This is a genomic window from Flavobacterium sp. GW821-FHT11G01 (assembly GCF_058808175.1).
The window spans coordinates 297,458-321,076 of the sequence record NZ_JBXARK010000003.1; the positions used below are offsets into that span (position 1 = coordinate 297,458).

Consider the following 23,619-nt stretch of genomic DNA (forward strand, 5'->3'; position numbering starts at 1 on the left):
TCAGGTTCAGATAGCTTTGTCAAAGTTTAAAACTTTGACAAAGCTTAGCCTCGAGATTTACATTTTATAAAAAAACTGAAGAATAACAATACAGAGTATGAAAATAAAAAGTTTAATTTTTTTAGGATTATTACAAAGCTACGTTTTTGTAAATGCGCAAGTTAAAACGTTAGATCCGGTTGAATATGTCAATCCTTTAATGGGAACACAATCTTTGCACAGTCTTTCAAATGGAAATACTTATCCGGCAATCTGCAGGCCTTGGGGAATGAATTTCTGGACACCACAAACCGGAAAAATGGGAGACGGATGGGCTTATATTTATACGGCCGAAAAAATTAGAGGTTTTAAACAAACACATCAGCCATCACCATGGATGAACGATTATGGTCAGTTTTCGATTATGCCGGTAACAGGTAAATTGGCTTTCGCCGAAGCAGACAGAGCAAGCTGGTTCAGTCATAAAGCTGAGGTTTCAAAACCCTATTATTACAGCGTTTATTTGGCTGATTATGATGTTACGACAGAAATTACAGCTACTGAAAGAGCAGCGCATTTTCAGATTACTTTCCCTGAAAACGAACAATCTTCCATTGTAATTGATGCATTCGATAAAGGTTCTTATGTAAAAATTATTCCTTCTGAAAATAAAATCATCGGTTATACAACCCGCAATAGCGGTGGCGTTCCTACCAATTTCAAAAACTATTTTGTTTTGATTTTTGATAAACCATTTGCATTAAATTCAACATGGAATGAAAAAGGTTTAGAAAAAGACAAATTAGAATTGCAGGACAATCACGCCGGAGCAGTGGTTGGTTTTAAAACAAAAAAAGGAGAAATTATTAATGTAAAAGTAGCTTCCTCTTTTATTAGTCCTGAACAGGCAGAACTGAATTTAAAATCAGAATTAGGAAATGCTTCTTTTACTGAAACTGTAGCAGCTTCAAAAAAAGAATGGAATAAAGTTCTGGATAGAATAGCCGTAGAAAGTAATAACGAAGAGCAACTAAAAACCTTCTATTCTTGTTTGTATCGCGCAACTTGTTTTCCTCAAAAGCAATACGAAATAAATGCAAAAGGAGAAACGATACATTACAGTCCGTATAACGGAAATGTTGTACCAGGTTATATGTACGCCGGAACTGGTTTTTGGGATACTTTCCGTGCTCTTTATCCCTTGCTAAATTTGGTTTATCCTTCGATTAATAAAGAAATGCAGGAAGGTTTAATCAACGATTATAAAGAAGGAGGATTTTTACCAGAATGGTCAAGTCCCGGTTTTAGAAATGTAATGGTTGGAAATAATTCAGCTTCTGTGGTTTCAGATGCTTATATGAAAGGTTTACGCGGTTACGATATCAATACTTTGTATGAAGCTGTAGTACACGGCGCCAATAATGAAGGACCTTTAGAAGCTGTAGGAAGAAAAGGAGTTTCTTATTACAATACTTTAGGATACGTTCCTTACGATGTAAAAATCAATGAAAACGCCGCCAGAACACTTGAATATGCTTATGATGATTTTGCAATTTGGAAATTAGCAAAAGCGTTAAATCGTCCTAAAAAAGAAATCAGCGTATTTGAAAAACGAATGATGAATTATAAAAAACTTTATAATCCTGAGATTGGTTTTATGAGCGGTAGAAATAAAGACGGAAGTTTTCCGAAAAATTTTAATCCGTTAAAGTGGGGAGATGCTTTTACAGAAGGAAATGCGATGCATTACAGCTGGAGTGTTTTTCATGATGTTCAGGGATTAATTGATTTAATGGGCGGGCAGAAAAATTTTACAGCTAAACTGGATGCTGTTTTTACAACACCTCCGGTTTTTGATGACAGTTATTATGGATCTGTAATTCATGAAATTCGCGAAATGCAAATCATGAATATGGGACAATATGCTCATGGAAATCAGCCGATTCAACATATGATTTACTTGTATAATTATGCTGGCGAGCCCTGGAAAACGCAATATTGGTCAAGAGAAGTAATGAACCGCTTATATAAACCAACTCCCGATGGTTATTGCGGTGATGAGGATAACGGACAAACCTCAGCCTGGTATATTTTCTCTGCAATGGGATTTTATCCGGTTTGCCCGGCAACGGACGAATATGTTTTGGGTGCGCCATTATTTAAAAAATTAACCTTGAAATTAGAAAACGGAAAACAGCTCCTTATAAATGCTCCAAAAAATTCAGAAACGAATAAATATGTTCAGGATTTAAAATGGGACAATGCAGGTTACTCTAAAAATTTCATCAACCATTTTGATGTTTTAAAAGGTGGTGAATTAAATTTTGATATGACCAGCGAACCTAATTTACAAAGAGGAACATCAGCAAGTGCCTTTCCATATTCTTATTCAACTTCAAAATAATACTATGCAATCATCACGTAGAAAATTTATAAAAAATACCGGAATTTTTTCAGCAGGATTATTCGCAATTCAAACAGATGTTTTTGGAATGCAATCGGATACTTTTAATTTTGCTCTTAAAGATTTTATCAGCAAAAGACCTCCATTAGCAGAACGAAAATTTACAAGTCCGGCGATAGAAGCAGCAATTACCAGAATTAAAAAACAAATTGCCAATCCTGAATTGGCCTGGTTGTTCGAAAACTGTTTTCCAAATACACTTGACACTACAGTTGATTTTGAAATTATCGATGGAAAACCGGATACGTATGTAATTACCGGAGATATCGATGCCATGTGGCTTCGTGATAGTACAGCTCAAATATGGCCTTATATTCCGTTTGTAAAAGAAGATAAAAAACTGGCAGAATTGGTAAAAGGAGTAATCAACCGCCAGGCGAAATGTATTTTGCTGGATCCTTATGCAAATGCTTTTTATAAAGATTTTACTAAAGTCAGCGAGTGGAAAAACGATATGACTAAAATGCAACCCGGAATCCATGAACGCAAATGGGAAATCGACAGTTTGTGTTATCCTGTTCGATTGGCTCATGGCTATTGGAAGGAAACCGGCGATTTGAGTTTATTTGACAGTAAATGGAAAGAAGCAATGCTTTTGGTATTGCAGACTTTCAAAGAGCAACAACGTTGGCATGATAAAGGACCGTATACTTTTCAGCGTGAAACGGCCTGGGCTACAGATGGAGTGCCTTTAGGCGGTTACGGATATCCTGTAAAACCTTGCGGATTGATTGTTTCAACTTTCAGACCAAGTGATGACAGTACTTTATTTGGCTATTTGATTCCGAGTAATATGTTTGCGATTGAGGTTTTGGGTTATTTAATCGAAATCTTCTCTTTGCCGTCAATGTTAGACAAAGATTTGGTGGCTAAAGCCAAAGAATTAAGAGAACAGGTTCAGAAAGGTTTAGAAGAAAACGGCATTATTGATCATCCAAAATTTGGTAAAATCATCGCTTTTGAAGTAAACGGATACGGAAGTTTTCATATGATGGATGATGCCAATGTTCCCTCTTTATTATCATTACCTTACCTTGGCGCAATTGAACCGGATAACCCACTTTATTTGAATACGCGAAAAGTAGTGCTTTCAGAAAACAATCCTTTTTTCTATAAAGGAAAAGCAGGCGAAGGTGTGGGCGGACCACATACCGGAGCTGATACAATTTGGCCAATGAGTATTGTTTTGAGAGCCATTACAAGTGTAGACGAAAAAGAAATTAAAGCTTGTATTAGCAATTTGATCAAAACAAATGCAGATACTGGTTTTATGCACGAATCATTTCACAAAGACGATGTGACTAAGTTTACCCGAAAATGGTTTGCCTGGGCGAATACATTGTTTGGAGAAATGATTGTTCATACGAGTATCAAATATCCTCAGATTTTAAAAGATAAGAATATCTAAAATTAAAAATATAAAATACACTATTAAGAGATTAGGTAGTACTTAATCGTTTAATGGTTCAATTCAGGAAAAATAAGATGAATAAAGAATATGCCGTTGGAATAGACATTGGAGGAACTCATATTACCGCAGCGATAATAGATATTGTAAACATGAAAGTGATTGATTTTTCATTGCATAAAGAATCATTTGATTCTAATTTGCCTGTTAATGAGGTCATGTCTATTTGGGAAAAAGCGATTCGTACTTCAGTAGAAAATTCAAAAGTAGATCAAATCAAGGGACTTGCGGTATGCATGCCAGGCCCGTTTGATTATATTAACGGACTCTGCTGGATAAAAGATCAATCAAAATACGAACACTTTTATGGATTGAACGTTCGTTATTTATTTCAGGGTTCGCTCAATCTTTCCAGCGAATTTCCAATTCTTTTTGAAAACGACGCTGTTTGTTTTGGAAAAGGAGAGGTTTTTAAAGATGCAACAAATCTTTCTAAAAAGGTAATGGCTGTGACGCTTGGAACCGGACTTGGGGCTTGTTTTATCGATAAAGGCGTTTCAATTGTTTCTGGAGAATTGGTTCCAACAGAAGGTGAAATCTACAATATCCCTTATAAAGATGGTATTGCTGAAGATTATGTTTCGGCGAGAGGTCTTATATCACACTATAAAACATTAGCGAAAAAAGAACTCAATAACGGATTAGAACTTTTTAATCTGGCTGTCGCCGAAGATGAAATTGCTATAAAAGTATTCGAAAAAATGGGCGAAGATTTAGCTTCAGTAGTGATTCCGTGGTTAGAAAAATTTGATGCTGATAGTTTTATCATTGGCGGAAAAATTGCGAATGCAAGCGAATTTTTTCTGAAGAGTTTCAATAAAAAAATTAAGGAATCGGGTCTTGAAATTACCGTTTCTGTTTCGACAGATAATGAAGTTGCCGCTTTATTAGGTGCTGCAAGTATGCTTTTTGCCGTTTAATTTTTTCTTAAATAATAAATTCAACAGATTCCAAATTTATTGAGAATCTGTTGAAAAACAGGATTTGTGTAAGTACGATCTTAATTTATGTTGTATTGTATGCCATTCTAAAATGGCTAAGATTAAAATATAGGAAGAAATGGAATTTTCAGATTAATCGTAGTCATTTAAATAAAGTGAATTCTATTTGCCCATTGCATAAGTAATACCTCCAAGCAAGTGCTGTGCGAAAAGAGGATCGCTGTAATTTTCAGGGCTATGTCCTAAAGCAGTGTAAAATGCTCTGCCACCATCATATTCATGATACCATGCCAAAGGATGATTGTCGCCATGTTTACCGCCTTTATAGGAAGATTCGTCAATTTTTATTAGCACATTTACATCTGGATTTAAATATTTAAAATTGTACCATTCATCTTTTCTTTCCCAAATTTCCGGAAGATGTTTTGTAGAAGGATGTTCGTGATTGACGATTATTAGTTTAGCATTTTGCGGTTCCGGATGCCCGTCAAAAATACCGCCGATCATTTGTGTATACCAAGACCAGTCTGGTTCGCAGTTTGTAGCTGAATGAATGCCAACAAAACCATTTCCTTTTTGTATAAATTTTTGTAAAGCCAATTTCTGATTTTCATCTAAAACATGACCAGAAGCACTTAAAAATATAACAGCTTGATATTGCTTTAAGTTTTTTGAATTAATAACAAGAGAATCTTCAGTAGCATCTACCAGAAAATGATTTTCCTGACCCAATTTTTTTATAGCTGCAATTCCGGCAGTGATGCTTTCATGTCTGAAGCCATTAGTTTTAGAAAAAATCAGTACTTTTTTGATTTTATCAGAAGTAGTTTGCTCTGTGTTTTTTGGATAGAACGAAACTAGAAAATAGCTTGTCAGCAGAATAGCAGTGTATAAAAAAGATTTTTTAATTGATAACAGTTGATTCATTTTGCAAAAATTTATTTCGGGAAGATAGAAAAAATATTCTTTGAGAAAGATTTTATGTCACATGAGATTTTATTATGTTTCCTTCTGCTCTTCTAAATGTTCTTCATGAAAAGCTGCACAAATGTAAATACAGACTTAATATTATATTTCGCTGATAAGTCCATTTTATCAGTAAATTATTGGTGAAGCCAAAAACTTAGATGTTATTTTATTTTTAAGTTTTAGTATTTGAGTTTAATAAATTTTGCATATTTTTAATGCAATCACATTCTGAATTTTTAAATAGAAATAATCGCTGTAGTGAATATTAAAATTAACTTTAAAGTGCTAAGATGAATAATATTCAAGATTTAAAAATAAAAAATGAGATACTGCCTATATTTGATTATTCTTTAAATTCTTTCACAAAAAATAAGATTCTTTACTTATTGGAAACACCTTTACGAAGTGAAGGTGAAATTATAGAAAGACAAAATATTCTAAAGGCCTTTGGATCTAATATGAAAGTTTTAGAGAACTATTCTTATACGGTGCTTTATTTAAACGAGGTTCACTTTTTCCTAAATAATTTTAAAGCAGTAAATTTTAAAAGTACAGGTTTTCTATTTTCGAGTCCTAATTATGATGAAATTGTTCTAAACAACAAATTACATCAAATGTTATTATTTTTTCACAGGCTTGAATCTGTGTATTTTTCAAGAATCAATATAAAAGATTTTCCTGAAATTTATAGAAAAGATTTGAATAGAATTCTATCTTTTCTTTCCTTCTTTGAATTGAAACATTATGAGTTAATAATTAGAGAGAAACGTTTAAAAAGAAAACATATTAAAGAATTAACAAATAAAATATTAAAGCTAAAAACAGAACAGAGGATAGAACTATTTTGGGAAGATTTATTTTTGTTTGAGTCCTATTGTTCTATTAGTTTGGCAATTAAAAATAGAAAATTTTGTTTTCCAACTTTTAAAGAAAAAGAAATAAGTTTGAATGATTTCTACTATCCATTAATTAAAAATCCAGTTAAAAATAACTTTACAGCTTTAACTAATGTTATTGTACTAAATGGGCCTAATATGTCAGGAAAGTCGACTTTTCTTAAATCGATTAGTTTGTGTATCTATTTAGGGAATCTCGGACTGGCCATTCCGGCATCAAAAGGAATAATTCCTTTTTGTAGTAATTTTTCAATTGGAATTAATAAACGAGATAATATTTTAAGTGGCTACAGCCATTTTATGACAGAAGTTATTAATCTTAAAGATGTTGTTATAAAGGCAGCGGAAGGAAAGAGATGCTTTGCGGTATTTGATGAGCTTTTCAGTGGAACAAATGTTGAAGACGCTGCGGAAATTTGTAGAACAACAATAAATGGTGTTAGTATTTATACCAATTCATATTTTTTTATATCCACCCATATTCAGGAATTAAGCGATGTTACAAACAGTACTATTTCTACATTCTATTTAGACTGTGAATTGATTAATAACATACCCACTTTTACATATAAATTAAAAAAGGGATGGTCAAATATTAAAGTTGGCAGGATTTTATTTGATAAAGTTGGATTGAATGAGCTTTTAAAAGATTCAAGACCAATTGATAAGTAATTTGTTTTGAGGTTAATTAATTTGGAATTTCTCATTTATAATTCTAAATAAAAAAACAAAGCTCCAGATTTCTCTGAAGCTTTTATCTAAGTAGCCCTGACAGGACATTTTGAACCATTTTGTTGATGATTTGAAAAAACTGAGCTTTTTAGTAGATAATTATTATATACTTTATTTTTTTTGCTCATTTTTCTCCTTTAATCTTTTCGCATTCTTTAGACTGTTATTAAGCATCCACTCAATCTGACCATTGACACTACGAAATTCATCATTAGCCCATTTTTCAATTGCTTTCATCGTTTCTGAATCAATTCTTAATGCAAATGACTTTTTTTCAGACATCTTTTTATTGATTTAAAGTACCGGTATTTATTACAGGTTTAGTTTCGCTATCGCCACAAAGTACTACCATTAAATTACTTACCATTGTTGCTTTCCTGTCCTCATCAAATTCTATAATTTCTTTATCTGCTAATAGTTTTAAAGCACTTTCTACCATACCAACTGCACCTTCTACAATTTTATGACGTGCAGCAACAACAGCCGACGCTTGTTGTCTTCTTAACATCGAATGAGCAATTTCAGGAGCATAGGCCAGATATCCAATTCTTGATTCTATTACTTCTATTCCGGCGATTTCTAATCGTTGCGTAACTTCATGTTCAAGGGCTTTGTTAACGTCATCAAAATTAGTACTTAATGTTACGGTTGCTCTCTCATCTTCAAAATGGTCATATGGAAAAGAACCTGCAAGTTTTCTAACAGCCGAATCTGTTTGGATTCTAATGAATGCCTCATAGTTATCAACTTCAAACGTAGACTTAAATGTATCTTTAACTTTCCATACTAATATAACACTAATTAAAATAGGATTCCCCATTTTATCATTAACCTTAATTTTTTCGCTTTCAAAGTTTCTTGCACGCAAAGATAAACTCGTTTTATTATAAAAAGGGTTTATCCAAAACAAACCGCTTTCTTTAATACTTCCCTTATAATCTCCAAACAGTAATAGAACTTTTGAGCTGTTCGGGCCTATTACAATAAAACCCTTTGTTAAAAAAACAGATATTAAAATTGAAGCCACTGCTAATATCATGTTGTTCGAGATAAAGCCATAAAGTGCTATTGTCATTGAAAGTAATAGAATGGCAACAACCAAATAGCCATTAAAGGGTGTTAAAATTTTTTCTGTTTTCATATTGAGTAATAGTTAAATGATATTAAATTGATATCATAAAGATATGAAATATTTTTAATACAGAAGATAAATTTTTATATAATTTATAAGTTTGAAGAAGGTGGAACTAAAGTATAAATAATCTCGATAATACAGATTTGCAATTTGTGTTCGGAAAGAAAAACGTAAAAAGGGCTATAAAAAAACTCTGGATTTCTCTGAAGCTTTTTATTTAGTAGCGGGAAGCATTCTAACAAAAACTTTAAAATTAAAAACTGAATTCGTATATTGTTCTGCAAAAATTAACTATGCTTCCAAATCTTTTTTAATTCATTTTAATAGAAATCATCTAGATTATGAAAAAATCCTTAGTGCTCTTTATTGCAGTCTTAGCTTTTACAGCGTGTTCAAAACATCAAGAGAAAAAAAATGTTGCTATCACTGGAATAGATTCCACATTGACACCTGGTAATGATTTTTTTAAATATGTAAATGGCAAATGGTACGATTCTGTATCAATACCGGCATCTCAAGCCGGAGTAGGTGCCTATATGTTTATGAATTTCCCGCAACGAATGCGCTTGCAAAGAATATTAGATAGTATTTCGAAAAGCGAGAATCCAGCAGGAAGTATTGCACAAAAGGTAGGAGACTTTTATGCATCAGGTATGGATACCGTAACCATTGACAAACGCGGTTATGCACCTATCAAACCCTTGCTTGCCAAAATTGAAACAATTAGTGATTTGCCATCCTTAATGAACTTTGTAGTTAATCAAGAAAAAGCAGGCAATTCTTCTATTGTTGCTTTTGGAGTATCTCCTGATCAAAAAAACAGCAGTATGAATATTGCCGGAATCTATCAAACGGGTATCGGTTTGCCTGACAGGGACTATTATTTCAAATCAGATTCATCGACTGTTGCGATACAGCAATCATACAAAAAATATCTTGCTACATTATTTCAGCAAACAGGCAGTAATGCTGAAGAAGCTAAAAAGAATGCTAATTTGGTTTACGATATTGACAAACAACTTGCGACTTCGCATAAAACAAAAGTGGAACTTCGAGATGTGCAGGCAAATTATAATAAAATAGCGGTGACAGATCTTGTAAAAAGGCATCCCAACATAAACTGGACTACTTTTTTAAATAATTTAGGAGCTAAAACCGATTTCATTAATGTAGGTCAGCCTGCGTATTATGATGCCCTTAATAAGCTCTTAAAAACCATCCCGATCAATAGTTGGAAAATTTACCTGAAAGCAAATTCTCTGGAAAGATATGCAGATGATTTAAGTAAACCTTTTGCAGATGCCTCATTTGAGTATACCAAAGTGCTTTCTGGTCAGGCTGTTCAAAAATCACGTGGCGAAAAAATGGCTAATGTCGTTGACAATTACTTAGGCGAAGCTTTGGGCGAATTGTATGTGAAAAAATATTTTTCAGAAGATGCCAAAAAACGTATGTTAGTCCTCGTGAATAATTTGCAAAAAGCGTACGGCAAAAGAATTGATAAGTTGGAATGGATGAGTCCTGTTACGAAACAAAAAGCTAAAGAAAAATTGTTCGCCATTACTAAGAAAATAGGATATCCCGATAAATGGAGAGACTATAGCAATGTGCATGTGGCTAGAAATACTTATTTTGAGAATATGGTTTCGGCTTCTACGGTTGCATATCAATTTCAATTGTCAAAATTAGGTAAACCAGTGGATAAGTCAGAATGGTATACGACAACTCCAACAGTTACGGCATATAACAATCCTACTGCAAATGAAATTGTTTTTCCTGCAGGTATTTTGCAAGCTCCATATTTTGATAATAATGCAGATGATGCACTTAATTATGGCGGTATCGGAATGGTTATAGGTCACGAAATAACCCATACTTTTGATGATCAGGGCGCTCAATATGACAAGGATGGAAACCTAAAAAACTGGTGGACAAAAGAGGATTATGCACAATTTAAGTCAAGAATACAACAGGTTATCAATTTATACAGTACTTATACCGTTTTAGGCGATCTACACATTAATGGCGCAATGACAGTTGGCGAAAATACAGCGGATATTGCTGGAATAGCAGTTGCCTATGATGCTTTTAAAATGACTGAACAAGGAAAAGGAAACACAAAAATCGACGGTTTTACACCAGACCAACGCTTCTTTATTTCTATAGCCAAAATATGGAGAGTAAAAATGAAAGACGAGTTCCTGCGTTTGTGGATTAACAATAATCCACATTCTCCACCAAATTGGCGTGTTAACGGACCTCTAATGAATACGACACCTTTTTACGAAGCATTTAATGTAAAGCCTGGAGATAAAATGTTTTTGCCTAAGAAAGATAGGATAACAATTTGGTAATACCTTGGTTTTCCTAAGTATTTCAATGAAAAAATACGCAAAGTTCATAGTGAACTTTGCGTATTTTTTTTAGAAATTTTCCAAACTTATGTTTTAACAAAAAACAAAAGCTCCATATTTCTCAAAAGTTTTCCTGGAAAAACATCTTTTTTCTTTTTAAGAGATGTTTTTTAAGATATTTAAAAGCTTTATTTCTTTTTTGATTATTCTTATCATAAATAATCCGAAGATTAATAAAAAAATATAACCGCTTGAGAGGATGTAAAGATAAAAACCTCTTGAGAAATTGTCTTTAAAAACAGGCAAAAGCATTGTAAAACCAATAATATAAGTCAGATAAATGATGGGTGTAAAAATGTAATGTATTTTTTTTCTCCATTCATAAAACTGATGAGCCAGTTTACTATATTCAATTAAGTTGACATCGGTCTTTAAGTTTTTAATTTTTTTTGTGCTAATCCATTCTAAGGCTATACGTACAAGAAGCATTGTAATCATGATGCATAATCCAAAACTAAACAATGTTTGTTTATAAGCGCCTACCCAAATATAATATGCGATTAGTATTAATGAGGTCAGACTTAAAATGACTTTGGTCCAAAAATGACTGCGCTTAATTTTTTTAGTATTTGCCTCGGCTTTTTTAATAATTTCATTGGCTGTTGGTTTTGCATCAGATTCTGTTTGCTGATCCCAAATATTTTGTAATTCTTCAAATGTTTTCATTTTGTACACATTGAGTTAAACTTTTTTTGATTCGGTGGATTCTAACACGAAGTGTTTCTTCGGTAATTCCTATTACTTCAGATATTTCCTGATATTCAACACCGTCTAAAGTCATCAGGATTATCATTTTGTTTGTTTCTTCAAGCTTTTGTATACATTGATACATTTGTTGAAGCTGCTCGTCTTTTTCGCTCGAATAAGTTTCCGAAACAGTCTGCGGCAGGATATCGGTTCTAATTTCTTTTCTTGAAGATGATTTTCTTAAATAAAGAAGGCATGTGTTTACTGCAATCCTATAAATCCAGGTGCTAATGCTCGAGTCGTTTCGGAAGGTGTCTAATTTCTCCCAGACTTTGATAAAGATTTCCTGAGTAGCATCAGAGGCCAATGCAGTGTCTCCACAAAAATAACCTTTGCACAAGCGAAACACTTTATTGTAATGCTTGGAGTATATCTCGTTGAATTGTTCTTTTTCAGCCACTTTATTTTAATTCTGATTTTACATTTTCTATAAACCACTCCGGTTGATCGTACATTACAAAATGCGCTGCTTTTGATGCATAAAGAATTTTAGCGGATGGCAGATTTTCATACTGTGCTTTATATGTGTTTTGTACGGTAGCAAGATCTGGATTTGTTGCTGCTAAAATTACTACCGGAATTTTAATTTTGGAGATTTCTTTTCTCAGGTCTAAATTAAGCATATCAATATAACCATAAACATAGGTTTTTCTATCGGCCATATTCATCCAGTCATTGATTATTTTTTGTTTTTCTTTGTTCAGGCACATGTAAGAAGTCATTTGTGAATTCATTGCATTAAAAGCATTTTGATCCATAGCCAGCATCATTTTACTCTGCGGATTATCATAAGGAATCGTTTCGCCTTTGTAATTCGGAATCATTAAGGCCGCACTTGCCGGTAAAGCATCAACGAGAATTAACTTTTTGAATAAATTAGTTTCTTCAGATGCCAGCCACAAACTTAAAGTTCCTCCCAGACTGTGACCAATCAATACTGCATTTTTTAATTTTTTGGTTTTTACATAAGAAATAACCTGATCATTTATAGTAGATAGCCAAGGCCCTTCAATTGGCGGAACATTGCCAAATCCTGCAAAAGTAAAAACGTGGCATTCGTAATTTTTAGAAAGTTCGGCTACTGTTTCATTCCATACTTCTCCTGTACAGCCAAACCCCGGGAATAACAATACAGGATTTCCTTTTCCTTTTACCTCTACCTTAAAGGCAGTTTGAGCAAAAACAGATTTTGAGACAAGAAGGATAAATGCGATAATTAAAATAGATTTCGTTTTCATAAGATTTAATTTTTTAAAGTTTATCTTTTGATACAGTACTACTTTAATTGTTACCTTAAAAAAGATATTTTTTAAAATATTTTTATTGATTTTAGAATTTAGGCTTGAAAACCTGCAATTTAGCATAAATAAAAAGCAACTGGTGATTAAAAACTGAACAGAAAAACAGGGAAATAAAAAAGAGAGTAAAGAGAAAATTCATTTTGATAGACAAAGGCAAAAACGCCGCTGCTGGCGTCAGCATATCACTCGTGAACAAGTATAAAAATATCAAAAGAAATATTTGGAAAACAAAAAAAGCTCCAGATTTCTCTGAAGCTTTTTGTCTTAGTAGTTCGCCGCGGCGAAGACTCGAACCTGTGTCCGCCGTGACGGAAATGAACCCGACATAGATTAAAAACAAAAAAACTCCAGATTTGTCTGAAGCTTTTTGTCTTAGTAGTTCGCCGCGGCGAAGACTCGAACCTGTGTCCGCCGCGGCGGATATAAGCCCGACATAGATTAAAACAAAAAAAGCTCCAGATTTCTCTGAAGCTTTTTGTCTTAGTAGCGGGAACAGGACTCGAACCTGTGACCTTCGGGTTATGAGCCCGACGAGCTGCCTACTGCTCTATCCCGCGATGTTTCGGGTGCAAAGATACGCCGTTTTTTGAGAAATCCAACGAAAACTTTAAAAAATGTTTTATTTTCTGTATTGAGTTGATATGACTACCTTTGCAAAATAAATAATATGCAAATGTCACATAAAGCAGGTTTTGTAAACATCATCGGGAATCCAAACGTTGGAAAATCAACATTGATGAACGCCTTTGTTGGAGAAAGATTATCGATCATTACATCAAAAGCACAAACAACACGTCACCGTATTCTTGGAATCGTGAATGGCGAAGATTTTCAACTTATATTATCAGATACCCCAGGAATCATCAAACCGGCTTATGAAATGCAGGAGTCGATGATGAACTTTGTAAAATCAGCTTTTGAAGATGCTGATATTTTGGTTTACATGGTCGAAATAGGGGAACAGGACTTAAAAGACGAAGCTTTCTTTAATAAAATCATTCATGCTAAAATTCCGGTTTTGTTATTGTTGAATAAAATTGACAATTCAAATCAGGAACAATTAGAGGAACAAGTAGCGTTTTGGACGGCAAAAGTGCCAAATGCTGAAATTTTCCCAATCTCTGCCTTACAGAATTTTAATGTACCGGAAGTTTTCAGCAGAATTATCTCATTATTGCCAGAATCTCCGGCATATTACCCTAAAGATCAATTAACAGACAAACCGGAACGTTTTTTCGTAAACGAAACAATTCGTGAGAAAATCTTATTGAATTATAGCAAAGAGATTCCGTATGCGGTTGAAATCGTAACAGAAGAATTCTTTGAAGACGAAAAAATTATCCGAATCCGTTCTATTATTATGGTAGAGCGTGAAACTCAAAAAGGAATTATCATCGGACATAAAGGTGCCGCTCTTAAAAAGGTAGGAACCGATGCTCGTGCCGATTTAGAGAAATTCTTCGGAAAACAAATTCACATTGAACTAGTCGTGAAAGTGAATAAAAACTGGAGAAGCAACGCGAATATGTTGAAACGATTTGGTTATAATCAGTAAAATGATTTGGGCGTGCCCCTCCGGGTCGGGCTTTCGGCTATATCTTTTGCTCCGTTCCACTTCACAAAAGGATACCGCCTCAATCCCTCACGCAAGCAAAACTAAAAAGAACATTGATTTTTTAGATAGATAAATGAATATTAAAAAGATTACGATTCTAATTATTTCGGTTTTAGCTTTGGGCTATGCAGGATTAAAAGTTGTAAAGAAAATAAATTTAAATTCAGATCATAAGATAGGGCTGGCGCTGGATAGCTTAAATGGAGTAAAAGTTTATTATAACGGAGGAGTAGATCATATCTCAGGAAGAAACGTTACAAAAGATAATTACAATTTAGGACTTAAATATCAGTGCGTTGAATTTGTAAAGCGTTATTATTACGAATATTACAAACATAAAATGCCAAATGCTTACGGTCATGCAAAAGATTTTTTTGATCCAAGAGTAAAAGATGGAGAGCTGAATTTGAAACGAAATTTAACTCAATATACAAATCCCAGTAAAGAAAAACCTGAAGTTGGAGATTTAGTGATTTTTTCAGGATCGTTGTTGAATAGATTTGGACATGTAGCGATAATCTCTAAAGTTTCTGAAAATGAAATCGATATTATTCAACAAAATCCGGGACCGTTTGGCAGTTCAAGAGAAAAATTTGTATTAGAAAATCAAAAAGGAAATTATAAAATAGATAATAAGAGATTATTGGGTTGGTTAAGAAAAGAGTAGTAATTTAACTAAAATATTCTTTGAACCTTTAAGGAACAGCGGGAAATAGCTTCTGAAAATTATACAAAAAACAATAAAAACTTAGGTACTTAGAAACTTAGCATCTTAGCAACTTTTTTTAACTACCTTTGCAAAAAATTTAAATAAGGCATTTGGGGTTATAATGATTCGTTTTTTAGGAAGCTAAAAATCTGACATCTAAAGTCTAAAGTCTAAAATTCAAAAAAAATGAATAACATTGTTGCGATAGTAGGAAGACCTAATGTGGGGAAATCAACCCTTTTTAATAGGCTGATACAAAGAAGAGAAGCTATTGTAGATTCAGTATCTGGGGTTACCCGTGATAGAAACTATGGTAAAAGCGAGTGGAACGGAAAAGAGTTTTCTGTAATTGATACCGGCGGATATGTTCGCGGATCTGATGACGTATTTGAAGGTGAAATTCGAAAACAAGTGGAGCTTGCTATCGATGAGGCTGATGTTATTATTTTTGTGGTTGATGTAGAAGAAGGAATTACACCAATGGATGATGTTGTTGCGCGCTTATTGCGTAAAGTGACAAAGCCCGTTTTATTGGCAGTGAATAAGGTTGATAACGCCATGCGTGAGAAAGATGCGCTTGAATTTTATAATTTAGGTTTAGGAGAATATTTCACATTTGCGAGTATTTCAGGAAGTGGAACTGGAGATTTATTAGATGCTTTAATCGAGTCTTTCCCAGTAAAACCAGAACCAGTTCAGGAAGAGGTTGTTTTACCTCGTTTTGCAGTTGTAGGTCGTCCGAATGCAGGTAAATCAAGTTTTATCAATGCATTAATTGGTAAAGAACGTTTCATGGTAACTGATATTGCGGGAACAACTCGTGATGCAATTGATACAAAATTTGACCGTTTTGGTTTTGAATTCAACTTGGTTGATACTGCGGGAATCCGTCGTAAAGCTAAAGTGAAAGAAGATTTAGAATTTTATTCTGTAATGCGTTCTGTTCGTGCGATTGAGCATGCAGATATTTGTATTTTGGTTATCGATGCCACTCGTGGTTTTGAAGGTCAGGATCAGAGTATTTTCTGGTTGGCTGAGAAAAACCGTAAAGGTGTTGTAATCTTAGTAAACAAATGGGATTTGGTTGAAAAAGATACCATGTCGACTCGTGATTACGAAGAGAAAATCAAAAAAGAATTGATGCCTTTTACAGATGTGCCAATTTTGTTCGTTTCGGCTTTAACGAAACAACGTTTATTGAAAGCATTAGAAGCTACAGTTCAGGTTTTCGAAAACAGAAAACAAAGAATTGCTACTTCAAAATTCAACGAATATATGTTGAAAGTAATTGAAGCTTATCCGCCGCCAGCGACAAAAGGTAAATATGTAAAAATTAAATATTGTATGCAGTTGCCAACATTAACGCCTCAGTTTGTGTTTTTTGCCAACATGCCACAATACGTTAAAGAACCATATAAAAGATATCTTGAAAATAAAATTAGAGAAAATTGGGACTTTTCAGGAGTACCAATTGATATTTATATCAGAGAGAAATAATATTAAAATCCCCGCTACAACGGGGATTTTTTTATGCCTTATTTCAAATTTACCAAGATTGTTTTTCATTTAATTGGCATGCTATTTGAATAAATGTAAAATCTACAATTAAACCTTTTGTGTTTTTTGTAGTCTAACTATTTCTAACTAACCAATTTTATGATCAGGATTTATTCATTTTTACTGTTTTTTCTTTTTTGCTTTGCCGCAAACGCCCAGAACGATATTATTGTTAAAGGGACTGTGGTTGACATCAATACACAACTTCCTCTTGAACTTGCTACTGTTTATTTTACAACTGTAAAAGATTCTACGATAATAGAATATGCTACTACAGACAAGAATGGTGTTTTTAGGATTAACACCAAAAAATACGACAAACCAGTTTTACTAAAAATCAATTATGTAGGTTATCAGCCTTATATCGAAGAGCAAAAAGGACTTTTAGAAAGCAAAGATTTTGGTAAATTATATGTGCTTGAAAATGTTAATGCATTAGATAATGTTGTAATTAAAGCTGCTGCTCCACCTATTACAATGAAAAAAGACACATTGGAGTTTAATGCGGCTTCTTATAAAGTGCGCCCGGATTCTAATGTAGAGACTTTATTAAAACAATTGCCCGGTGTTGACGTCGATAATGACGGAAAAGTGACCGTAAATGGTCGGGAAGTGACACAGTTTTTAGTGAATGGAAAGACATTTTTTGATAAAGATGGTGCTTTGCTTTTGAAAAATTTGCCTGCAGAAATTATAAAAAAGATTCAGGTTTCGGACTTTAAATCTAAAAAGGAAGAATTAGCGAAACAAGAATCTACTTCAGATTATTCGTCAATTAACCTAACTATTGATGAAAAGAAAAATAAAGGATATTTCGGAAAAATATTAGGCGGCTATGGCTCTGATGATCGGTACGAAAGTAGTTTGCTTATGAATTTCTTTAATAATAAACGAAAAATAAGCGTTTTAGGATCATCCAATAATATAAATTCAACCGGTTTTGCTCAGGATGAAGTTTTTGATAATATGGGAGGCGGAAGAAATAATAGCAATAAAAATAGCGGTTCGACAGGCAACGGAAAAGGAATTACACAATCTAATTTGTTTGGTGTCAATTATACGGATGACTGGAGTAAAGAACTGGCAGCTATGGGAAGCTACAATTTTTCGAATACTATTAATAAAAATGAAAGCAAAGCCAACCAGCTTAGTTTTTTACCAGCTGGAAACATTATCACCGAATCTGATGCAAAAACTAGAAATGAAAATACGGGCAACAAAGCCAATTTTGAATTAGAATATAAAATAGATCCGACTACAAGACTTGTTGTTTCTCCAAAATTAAATCAGTCACGATCAAATAGTGATTCATTTTCGTCGACTTCTTCTGTGGATGAAAATGGTGACGCTTTGAACGAAAGTACGGCTAAATCATATAATGAAAGTACAAACACGAATTTTGCAAACACGATTAATTTTAATAAAGTATTCAAGAAAAAAAACCGCAATCTAAGTTTTGTTTTTGATAACAATAATTCAAATACGGTTTCTGATGGTTGGAATCAATCGGAAACTATTTTTTATCAGGATACTAAACCAGATGATTTGAGAAATCAGAATACCAAAAACAATAGTTCAAGCGATTCTTATTCGGCAGATATTGAATATACAGAACCCATTACAGATTCATTACGCATAAGATTTGGATCTGATTTTGATTGGAAGAATGAAATTAAAGATCAAAAAACCTTTGATTTTGATGCAGCGACACAATCGTATTCTGACTTGAATGAATCATTGACTACCTACACAACTTCGAGACAAAATTCTGTTAGCCCAAAGGTTGGAATTACTTTACAGAAAAATAAATTTACTTTGAATCTGGATTCAAGAACATCTCTGGTTGATTTTGATAATTACTCTTTGTACTTAGGTAAAGAAACAGAATTAAATAAGAAATATGCTCTGCCTTTTGCAACAGCTCAGTTTCGATATAAATTCAGCCGATCAAAGAATTTGACTTTAAAATACGATTATTCAAGCACACTTCCTGCTGCAAATTATTTAATGCCAGTTGCAAATTTAAGTAATCCATTGAATTCCATTATCGGAAATCCGAATCTGGATCCAATTGAGAAAAATACGGTAAATTTCAATTTCAGAAACTTCGATTTCAGAACCCGTTCCGGATATAGTTTTATGGCAAAAGGGGACTATTACAGCAATGATATTTATGCAACATCTGTTTATGATGATAGTGGTAAACGAACAACATCTTACATTAATATATCGGGAACTTATACCGTTTCTGTTGGTGCCAATTGGAGTCAGTCAATAAAAAGAGATGCCCATGTTTTACGATATGGTCTGGCACTTAATGGTAGTTATTCGTTTGATAAAGGATTTACCAATGCTGTGATGTACAATGCTAAATCTACTGCTATAAGCCCGAAAGTTTATATGACTTATGAATATGGAGAAGTGCTTACGATTTCACCATCTTATAGTTTGTCTTATAATGAAACAAAATATGAAAATTATAACAGAGACGCGAGTTCAAATGTTCTTCATAGAATTAATTTGCAAACAACATCATATTGGCCGGCGAATTTGATTTTTGGAAATGATTTTGGTTATACTTACAATTCTAATATTTCAGGCGATTTCAAAAAAGATTTCTTTCTATGGAATACTAGTTTGTCGTATGGATTTTTTGATAAAAAAGTATATGCGAAAGTAAAAGTTTACGATGTACTGAACCAAAATCAAAGTGCTACCAGAACAATTTCTGCAACTTCTATTCGCGACGAAGAAAATACAGTTCTAAAAAGATATATGATGTTTTCTTTAGCTTATAAAATTGGAAATTTTTCAGCTAAGGAAAAAGGGCAGAGAAGAAGAGGCGGAGGAGGAGAACGTCAAGGAGAAGAATAGGTTATAAACTCCTAAAAAATTCCGAAGCTTCGGGACTAAATTCCAAATTAAAAGTTATTTTTGGTTGAATATTTTTTCTTTCATAGTTACTAAATAGTAGCTATTATAGATGTATTTTTGGGATTGGTCCCGAAGCTTCGGGATTATTTAAATTTTCGTTTTACGATCAATTCTATGATAAAAGGTAAACCGAATAATGTCACGATCATAAAAATCAACACCGCTGGCCCGTCTTTGAAAACTTTTTAAATAACCTAATTCTAAGCCAATGTTAGGATTAAAATGATAACGTAAAGCAGCATAAAGCCGGTTTTGGTCGAAGGTATTTCTCTTGTTATCTTTTCCAAAATTGAGAAGGATTTCATCAGAGATTATGCCTTTTATACTTTGGTTTTCTTTTTTCCAAAGATCAAAAGTCGATTGTAATCGATATCGGAATCGGAAAGAAAAAGAAAAATCATCGAGCAATAGCGTTTTTGTAGCTTTCTGAATAAAACGTTCTTCCAATTGAAAGCGATTATGAAACGTAATTTTAGCAATATCATTGATCAGAGTGATATCTTGTTGAGCACGATATTCCGGAATCGAAAAATTGGGATCAATATAAGGGTCTTGCGTATTGGCACTGAAAAAAGCAAATCCACTACCTAAATCTACCAGTTTTGTAGCACGATATCTTCCCTGAACTCTTAATACAAAAAGATTTTCATGCACAGGATTTAAAAAACTTCGGTTGTCAAATTCAGAATGTAAAGCCCATTTTTCAGTCAAAGGTAAAATATTGTAATAACGAATCCAGGTCAGTGTTTGATGGTCGATATTTCTCTTTGTTTGAGAAAAACCAATTTGACTTAACAGACCAAGAAAGAAAAAGATTCTGAGAATTCTCATTTATATAAATTCAGGCTGCGAATATATATAAATCAAAATGCATTTACAGAAGATTAAAATGGGTTTAAAATGCTTTTTTGTGATTATAAAAAAAAGAGGCAAGTTCCAGAACTTGCCTCTTTTTGTATTTAGACTTTATTAATTTCTTATAATGAATATTTCAGTGTAACTCCATAAGTTCTTTGATCTCCAATTACACCAGCATATTGTCCTGAGTTTCCTCCTGCAGGTAATAATTGTTCGTAGTAATCTTTGTTTAGTAAGTTACGTCCCCAGAAGTGAACAGATAATCCCTGAGAAGCACGGAAACCTAAACGAGCATTAAAAATCGCATAACCTGGAACTACTAAATATTTTGAAGCAGAAGGGCTGGATGAGAATTCAGAACGTGCGTAAGAATCAAGAGCTAAGAAAATTTTACCAGCATTACCAAAGAATCTTGCATTATCAGAAAGCTCGCCTCCTAAAGATCCTGCCCATCTTGACGCACCAGGTAAATCAGTTCCTGAAACATCTTTATAAGCTACCGGAGCTCCGGTTTCTTCTAATGGAAGTGGTGCATTTGTAAATTTAACGTAAGTACCTTCAGTATAAGTTGCAGCAGCATTTACGGTCAAATGTTGGCTGAATACAAAACTTGCATCTAATTCAGCACCTCTTACACGTACTTTGTCTGCGTTCGCAAGATAACCACGGTTTACACCCAATTCAGCTGCCTGAACGTTTGTTTGAAAGTCTTTAATTTCTGTATTGAAGAAAGCCAAATTGAAAATTGAATTTCTAAAAGGAGACGTTTTTACACCAACTTCGTAATGATTTACTTTTTCTGGTTTAATTACGGCAAGATCAAGTAAAGGTTGTCCTTTTGCATCTGTTGGCAATCCAGCAACGTTTACACCAACTGGTTTGTAACTTTTAGCGTAAGTTGCATAAGCATTAATTTTGTCAGAGGCTTTATAAGTCAAAGTTAAGTTTCCTGAAAAGTCTGTATTGTCAGTACTAGAGTCAAATGCCTGATCAGAATAAACTAGTTTTTTCAAAGCTATTAATGCAGGATCATTTGTCTGAAGACCTCCGTATGTTGTACGGGCATAATGCGCGTCTTTTTTATCGAAGTTATATCTTAAACCCGGTAAAATATGTAAACGATCTGTTATAGCCCAGTCTAATTGTCCAAATACAGCGGCACTTGAAGCTCTGATGTTTGCATCAGTTTTGATTCCGTATCCTTCAAAAAGACCCGGAGTTTTCCATAAGTTGCTTGTTGTACTTTGAGCAAATCTCCATTGTGCATTTCCAGATTCTTCTGTACCGTCTGTTTGAGAAGTTTGATCGATGAAGAATACACCTGCAACTCCGCTTATTTTAGATGTTATTTGTCCAGCATAACGAACCTCTTGTGTTATCTGTGTTTGTCTTGTTGGATTTTGAGATTTAGCTAACACTTGTAATCCTGTAAAATCTCTATCATTTGATGGATCCCAGTTCCAAAAACGCCAAGCTGTTGTTGAAGTAAGTGTTCCACCTCCAATTTTGGTATCAATATTAAGAGAGATACCACCCATGTCTTGTCCTGAACGCCATGGTGTATCGTGGTCAATTTTACGATCAAAAGCATTTAAACTTGGCAATTGATAGTTTAAATCTTTAATAATAGCATCAAACTGACGATAAGCAGCTCTTTGAGTAGGAGCAACTCCTGCTACAACCTGTGCATATCCGTCCGGACGTTGAGTCGTAATATCTGCTGCTAATATAACATTAGTATTTACTGTTGGAGTCCAAAGAAGTTGACCTCTGATTCCCTGATTGTTTAAAGTGTTAGTTGCTCTTCCTGTAGCAACATTATCAATTAAACCGTCACGTTGTGTACCTGAAAATGAGATACGTCCTGCAACTTTTTTTCCTAATGCTCCAGTAACCGAAGCTTTTGCCTGCAAGAAGGCATAGTTTCCGTAACTTACTTCAAAATCAGCTCCACTTGTAAAGCTTGGTTTACGTGTTGTAATATTAAAAGCTCCTGAAGTAGTGTTTTTACCAAATAAAGATCCTTGTGGTCCACGCAAAACTTCGATTTGCTCTACATCGATAAAATCTAGAGTTGTTGCAGCCGGACGTGCATAATAAACACCATCTACATAGAAACCAACACCTGGATCGATTCCGTCATTTGTTAACCCGAATGGTGAACCAAGGCTACGAATGTTAATTCCTGTATTTCTTGGATTAGATGAATATAATTGAACAGAAGGAACCAATTCTTTGATACGATTCACATTAAAAGCACCAGTTTGTTCTGCTTGTTTTCCTGTAATAACTGAAATTGCAATGGGTACATCTTGTACTTTTTCAATACGACGTCTTGAAGAAACCACAACCTCTACAAGTTCATTTTCTTCTTTTAATGTTACTAATAATGGTGTTGCCGGAATAGCATTAAGTTCTATTTCTGCAGTTTTATAACCAACATATTGAACTAAAATAGTTACCGGAAGTTTTCCTTTAGAATCTATTGAGAATTTTCCGCTTGGATCTGTAGTAGTGCTGAAGGTTGTTCCTTTGATAACAACGTTAACTGCTTCTAATGGAATGTTTTCTGTTGTTGTTACAACACCTTCAATATTTTGTGCGTAAGATGTTGTAAAGGCTAATAGTAAAAAGATACTTGTAAGTGATATTTTATATAGATTTTTCATTTTTATATTAAGTATATGTAATTAGTAGAATTTTAATTAAATTTTTTTTACCAACACATACACATCATAAATGAATTGTTTTTCACAGTTGTGAATGGACTATAATTACTTTGCAAAAGATTTTTTGTTACACCTGATTTACTGGAATGTACTTTCATGGGTTAAAAATTTGTAAATGATTTGTTAATTATTTTTGGCAAATATATACAAATTCTATTAAACCGATAGAGT

General features: G+C 33.6%; 17 protein-coding genes and 1 tRNA gene. 9 read left to right on the plus strand and 9 right to left on the minus strand.

Translation table 11 applies throughout. The features are described from left to right. Positions 1-97 precede the first annotated feature (97 nt). The 3 genes from AC1RRN_RS08290 to AC1RRN_RS08300 all read left to right on the plus strand — a co-directional run bounded on the left by AC1RRN_RS08290 (position 98) and on the right by AC1RRN_RS08300 (position 4,831). A complete protein-coding gene (locus AC1RRN_RS08290) occupies positions 98-2,383 on the plus strand; it encodes a GH92 family glycosyl hydrolase (RefSeq protein WP_492966853.1) in 2,286 nt (761 codons plus the stop codon). Between the two features lie 4 nt (positions 2,384-2,387). Further along, positions 2,388-3,851 (plus strand): glycoside hydrolase family 125 protein, encoded by a 1,464-nt coding sequence (locus AC1RRN_RS08295; protein ID WP_492966854.1) that lies wholly within the window; start codon positions 2,388-2,390, stop codon positions 3,849-3,851. Positions 3,852-3,928: 77 nt separating this feature from the next. Further along, on the plus strand, positions 3,929-4,831 hold the full coding sequence (locus AC1RRN_RS08300; RefSeq protein WP_492966855.1) for an ROK family protein: 903 nt from the start codon (positions 3,929-3,931) through the stop codon (positions 4,829-4,831). Between the two features lie 183 nt (positions 4,832-5,014). Here the strand turns inward: AC1RRN_RS08300 and AC1RRN_RS08305 are convergent, their stop codons facing one another. Then, positions 5,015-5,779: a ThuA domain-containing protein gene (locus tag AC1RRN_RS08305; RefSeq protein WP_492966856.1), complete on the minus strand. Its 765-nt coding sequence runs from the start codon at positions 5,777-5,779 to the stop codon at positions 5,015-5,017. A gap of 332 nt (positions 5,780-6,111) precedes the next feature. Between AC1RRN_RS08305 and AC1RRN_RS08310 the strand changes: the two genes are divergently transcribed. Then, positions 6,112-7,389, plus strand: coding sequence for a MutS-related protein (locus AC1RRN_RS08310; protein WP_492966857.1), 1,278 nt, complete (start codon positions 6,112-6,114; stop codon positions 7,387-7,389). A gap of 171 nt (positions 7,390-7,560) precedes the next feature. Here the strand turns inward: AC1RRN_RS08310 and AC1RRN_RS08315 are convergent, their stop codons facing one another. Next, positions 7,561-7,731, minus strand: coding sequence for a type II toxin-antitoxin system antitoxin (locus tag AC1RRN_RS08315; protein ID WP_089352030.1), 171 nt, complete (start codon positions 7,729-7,731; stop codon positions 7,561-7,563). A 4-nt stretch (positions 7,732-7,735) separates the two neighbouring features. Next, positions 7,736-8,590 carry an SPFH domain-containing protein gene (locus AC1RRN_RS08320; protein ID WP_492966858.1) on the minus strand — a complete coding sequence of 285 codons (855 nt, stop codon included), beginning with the start codon at positions 8,588-8,590 and terminating at the stop codon, positions 7,736-7,738. A 335-nt stretch (positions 8,591-8,925) separates the two neighbouring features. On the opposite strand from AC1RRN_RS08320, the gene AC1RRN_RS08325 reads away from it, so the two are divergent. Continuing rightward, positions 8,926-10,938 (plus strand): M13 family metallopeptidase, encoded by a 2,013-nt coding sequence (locus AC1RRN_RS08325; protein ID WP_492966859.1) that lies wholly within the window; start codon positions 8,926-8,928, stop codon positions 10,936-10,938. Positions 10,939-11,094: 156 nt separating this feature from the next. Here the strand turns inward: AC1RRN_RS08325 and AC1RRN_RS08330 are convergent, their stop codons facing one another. The 4 genes from AC1RRN_RS08330 to AC1RRN_RS08345 form a co-directional block, all read right to left on the minus strand. Continuing rightward, on the minus strand, positions 11,095-11,664 hold the full coding sequence (locus tag AC1RRN_RS08330) for a hypothetical protein (RefSeq protein ID WP_492966860.1): 570 nt from the start codon (positions 11,662-11,664) through the stop codon (positions 11,095-11,097). Next, complete coding sequence (locus AC1RRN_RS08335) at positions 11,651-12,145, minus strand: RNA polymerase sigma factor (protein ID WP_492966861.1); 495 nt, start codon at positions 12,143-12,145, stop codon at positions 11,651-11,653. Before AC1RRN_RS08335 ends, AC1RRN_RS08330 begins: the two co-directional genes overlap by 14 nt. A 1-nt stretch (position 12,146) precedes the next feature. Next, entirely contained in the window at positions 12,147-12,983 is an 837-nt protein-coding gene (locus tag AC1RRN_RS08340) for an alpha/beta fold hydrolase (protein WP_492966862.1), read from the minus strand. A gap of 547 nt (positions 12,984-13,530) precedes the next feature. Next, positions 13,531-13,603, minus strand: a tRNA-Met gene (locus tag AC1RRN_RS08345). Positions 13,604-13,719: 116 nt separating this feature from the next. Between AC1RRN_RS08345 and era the strand changes: the two genes are divergently transcribed. From era to AC1RRN_RS08365, 4 genes are all read left to right on the plus strand, one after another. Then, the gene (gene era / locus AC1RRN_RS08350; protein WP_026985744.1) at positions 13,720-14,601 is read left to right on the plus strand and encodes a GTPase Era; all 882 of its coding nucleotides are present in this window, start codon (positions 13,720-13,722) and stop codon (positions 14,599-14,601) included. A gap of 133 nt (positions 14,602-14,734) precedes the next feature. Further along, entirely contained in the window at positions 14,735-15,328 is a 594-nt protein-coding gene (locus AC1RRN_RS08355; protein ID WP_492966863.1) for a CHAP domain-containing protein, read from the plus strand. 228 nt (positions 15,329-15,556) lie between these two features. Then, complete coding sequence (gene der, locus AC1RRN_RS08360; protein WP_492966864.1) at positions 15,557-16,867, plus strand: ribosome biogenesis GTPase Der; 1,311 nt, start codon at positions 15,557-15,559, stop codon at positions 16,865-16,867. Between the two features lie 159 nt (positions 16,868-17,026). Next, positions 17,027-19,801, plus strand: coding sequence for an outer membrane beta-barrel protein (locus AC1RRN_RS08365; protein WP_492966865.1), 2,775 nt, complete (start codon positions 17,027-17,029; stop codon positions 19,799-19,801). A gap of 147 nt (positions 19,802-19,948) precedes the next feature. On the opposite strand, the gene AC1RRN_RS08370 is transcribed toward AC1RRN_RS08365, so the two are convergent. Both AC1RRN_RS08370 and AC1RRN_RS08375 read right to left on the minus strand, forming a co-directional pair. Further along, the gene (locus AC1RRN_RS08370) at positions 19,949-20,692 is read right to left on the minus strand and encodes a DUF2490 domain-containing protein (protein ID WP_492966866.1); all 744 of its coding nucleotides are present in this window, start codon (positions 20,690-20,692) and stop codon (positions 19,949-19,951) included. A 146-nt stretch (positions 20,693-20,838) separates the two neighbouring features. Beyond that, on the minus strand, positions 20,839-23,388 hold the full coding sequence (locus tag AC1RRN_RS08375) for a TonB-dependent receptor (protein ID WP_492966867.1): 2,550 nt from the start codon (positions 23,386-23,388) through the stop codon (positions 20,839-20,841). Positions 23,389-23,619 lie beyond the last annotated feature (231 nt).

What these genes read in the sequence shown, in the direction of transcription:
- AC1RRN_RS08290 (WP_492966853.1), top strand. Translation starts at nt 98, where the DNA reads ATGAAAATAAAAAGTTTAATTTTTTTAGGATTATTACAAAGCTACGTT.
- AC1RRN_RS08295 (WP_492966854.1), top strand. Translation starts at nt 2,388, where the DNA reads ATGCAATCATCACGTAGAAAATTTATAAAAAATACCGGAATTTTTTCA.
- AC1RRN_RS08300 (WP_492966855.1), top strand. Translation starts at nt 3,929, where the DNA reads ATGAATAAAGAATATGCCGTTGGAATAGACATTGGAGGAACTCATATT.
- AC1RRN_RS08305 (WP_492966856.1), bottom strand. Translation starts at nt 5,779, where the DNA reads ATGAATCAACTGTTATCAATTAAAAAATCTTTTTTATACACTGCTATT.
- AC1RRN_RS08310 (WP_492966857.1), top strand. Translation starts at nt 6,112, where the DNA reads ATGAATAATATTCAAGATTTAAAAATAAAAAATGAGATACTGCCTATA.
- AC1RRN_RS08315 (WP_089352030.1), bottom strand. Translation starts at nt 7,731, where the DNA reads ATGTCTGAAAAAAAGTCATTTGCATTAAGAATTGATTCAGAAACGATG.
- AC1RRN_RS08320 (WP_492966858.1), bottom strand. Translation starts at nt 8,590, where the DNA reads ATGAAAACAGAAAAAATTTTAACACCCTTTAATGGCTATTTGGTTGTT.
- AC1RRN_RS08325 (WP_492966859.1), top strand. Translation starts at nt 8,926, where the DNA reads ATGAAAAAATCCTTAGTGCTCTTTATTGCAGTCTTAGCTTTTACAGCG.
- AC1RRN_RS08330 (WP_492966860.1), bottom strand. Translation starts at nt 11,664, where the DNA reads ATGAAAACATTTGAAGAATTACAAAATATTTGGGATCAGCAAACAGAA.
- AC1RRN_RS08340 (WP_492966862.1), bottom strand. Translation starts at nt 12,983, where the DNA reads ATGAAAACGAAATCTATTTTAATTATCGCATTTATCCTTCTTGTCTCA.
- era (WP_026985744.1), top strand. Translation starts at nt 13,720, where the DNA reads ATGTCACATAAAGCAGGTTTTGTAAACATCATCGGGAATCCAAACGTT.
- AC1RRN_RS08355 (WP_492966863.1), top strand. Translation starts at nt 14,735, where the DNA reads ATGAATATTAAAAAGATTACGATTCTAATTATTTCGGTTTTAGCTTTG.
- der (WP_492966864.1), top strand. Translation starts at nt 15,557, where the DNA reads ATGAATAACATTGTTGCGATAGTAGGAAGACCTAATGTGGGGAAATCA.
- AC1RRN_RS08365 (WP_492966865.1), top strand. Translation starts at nt 17,027, where the DNA reads ATGATCAGGATTTATTCATTTTTACTGTTTTTTCTTTTTTGCTTTGCC.
- AC1RRN_RS08370 (WP_492966866.1), bottom strand. Translation starts at nt 20,692, where the DNA reads ATGAGAATTCTCAGAATCTTTTTCTTTCTTGGTCTGTTAAGTCAAATT.
- AC1RRN_RS08375 (WP_492966867.1), bottom strand. Translation starts at nt 23,388, where the DNA reads ATGAAAAATCTATATAAAATATCACTTACAAGTATCTTTTTACTATTA.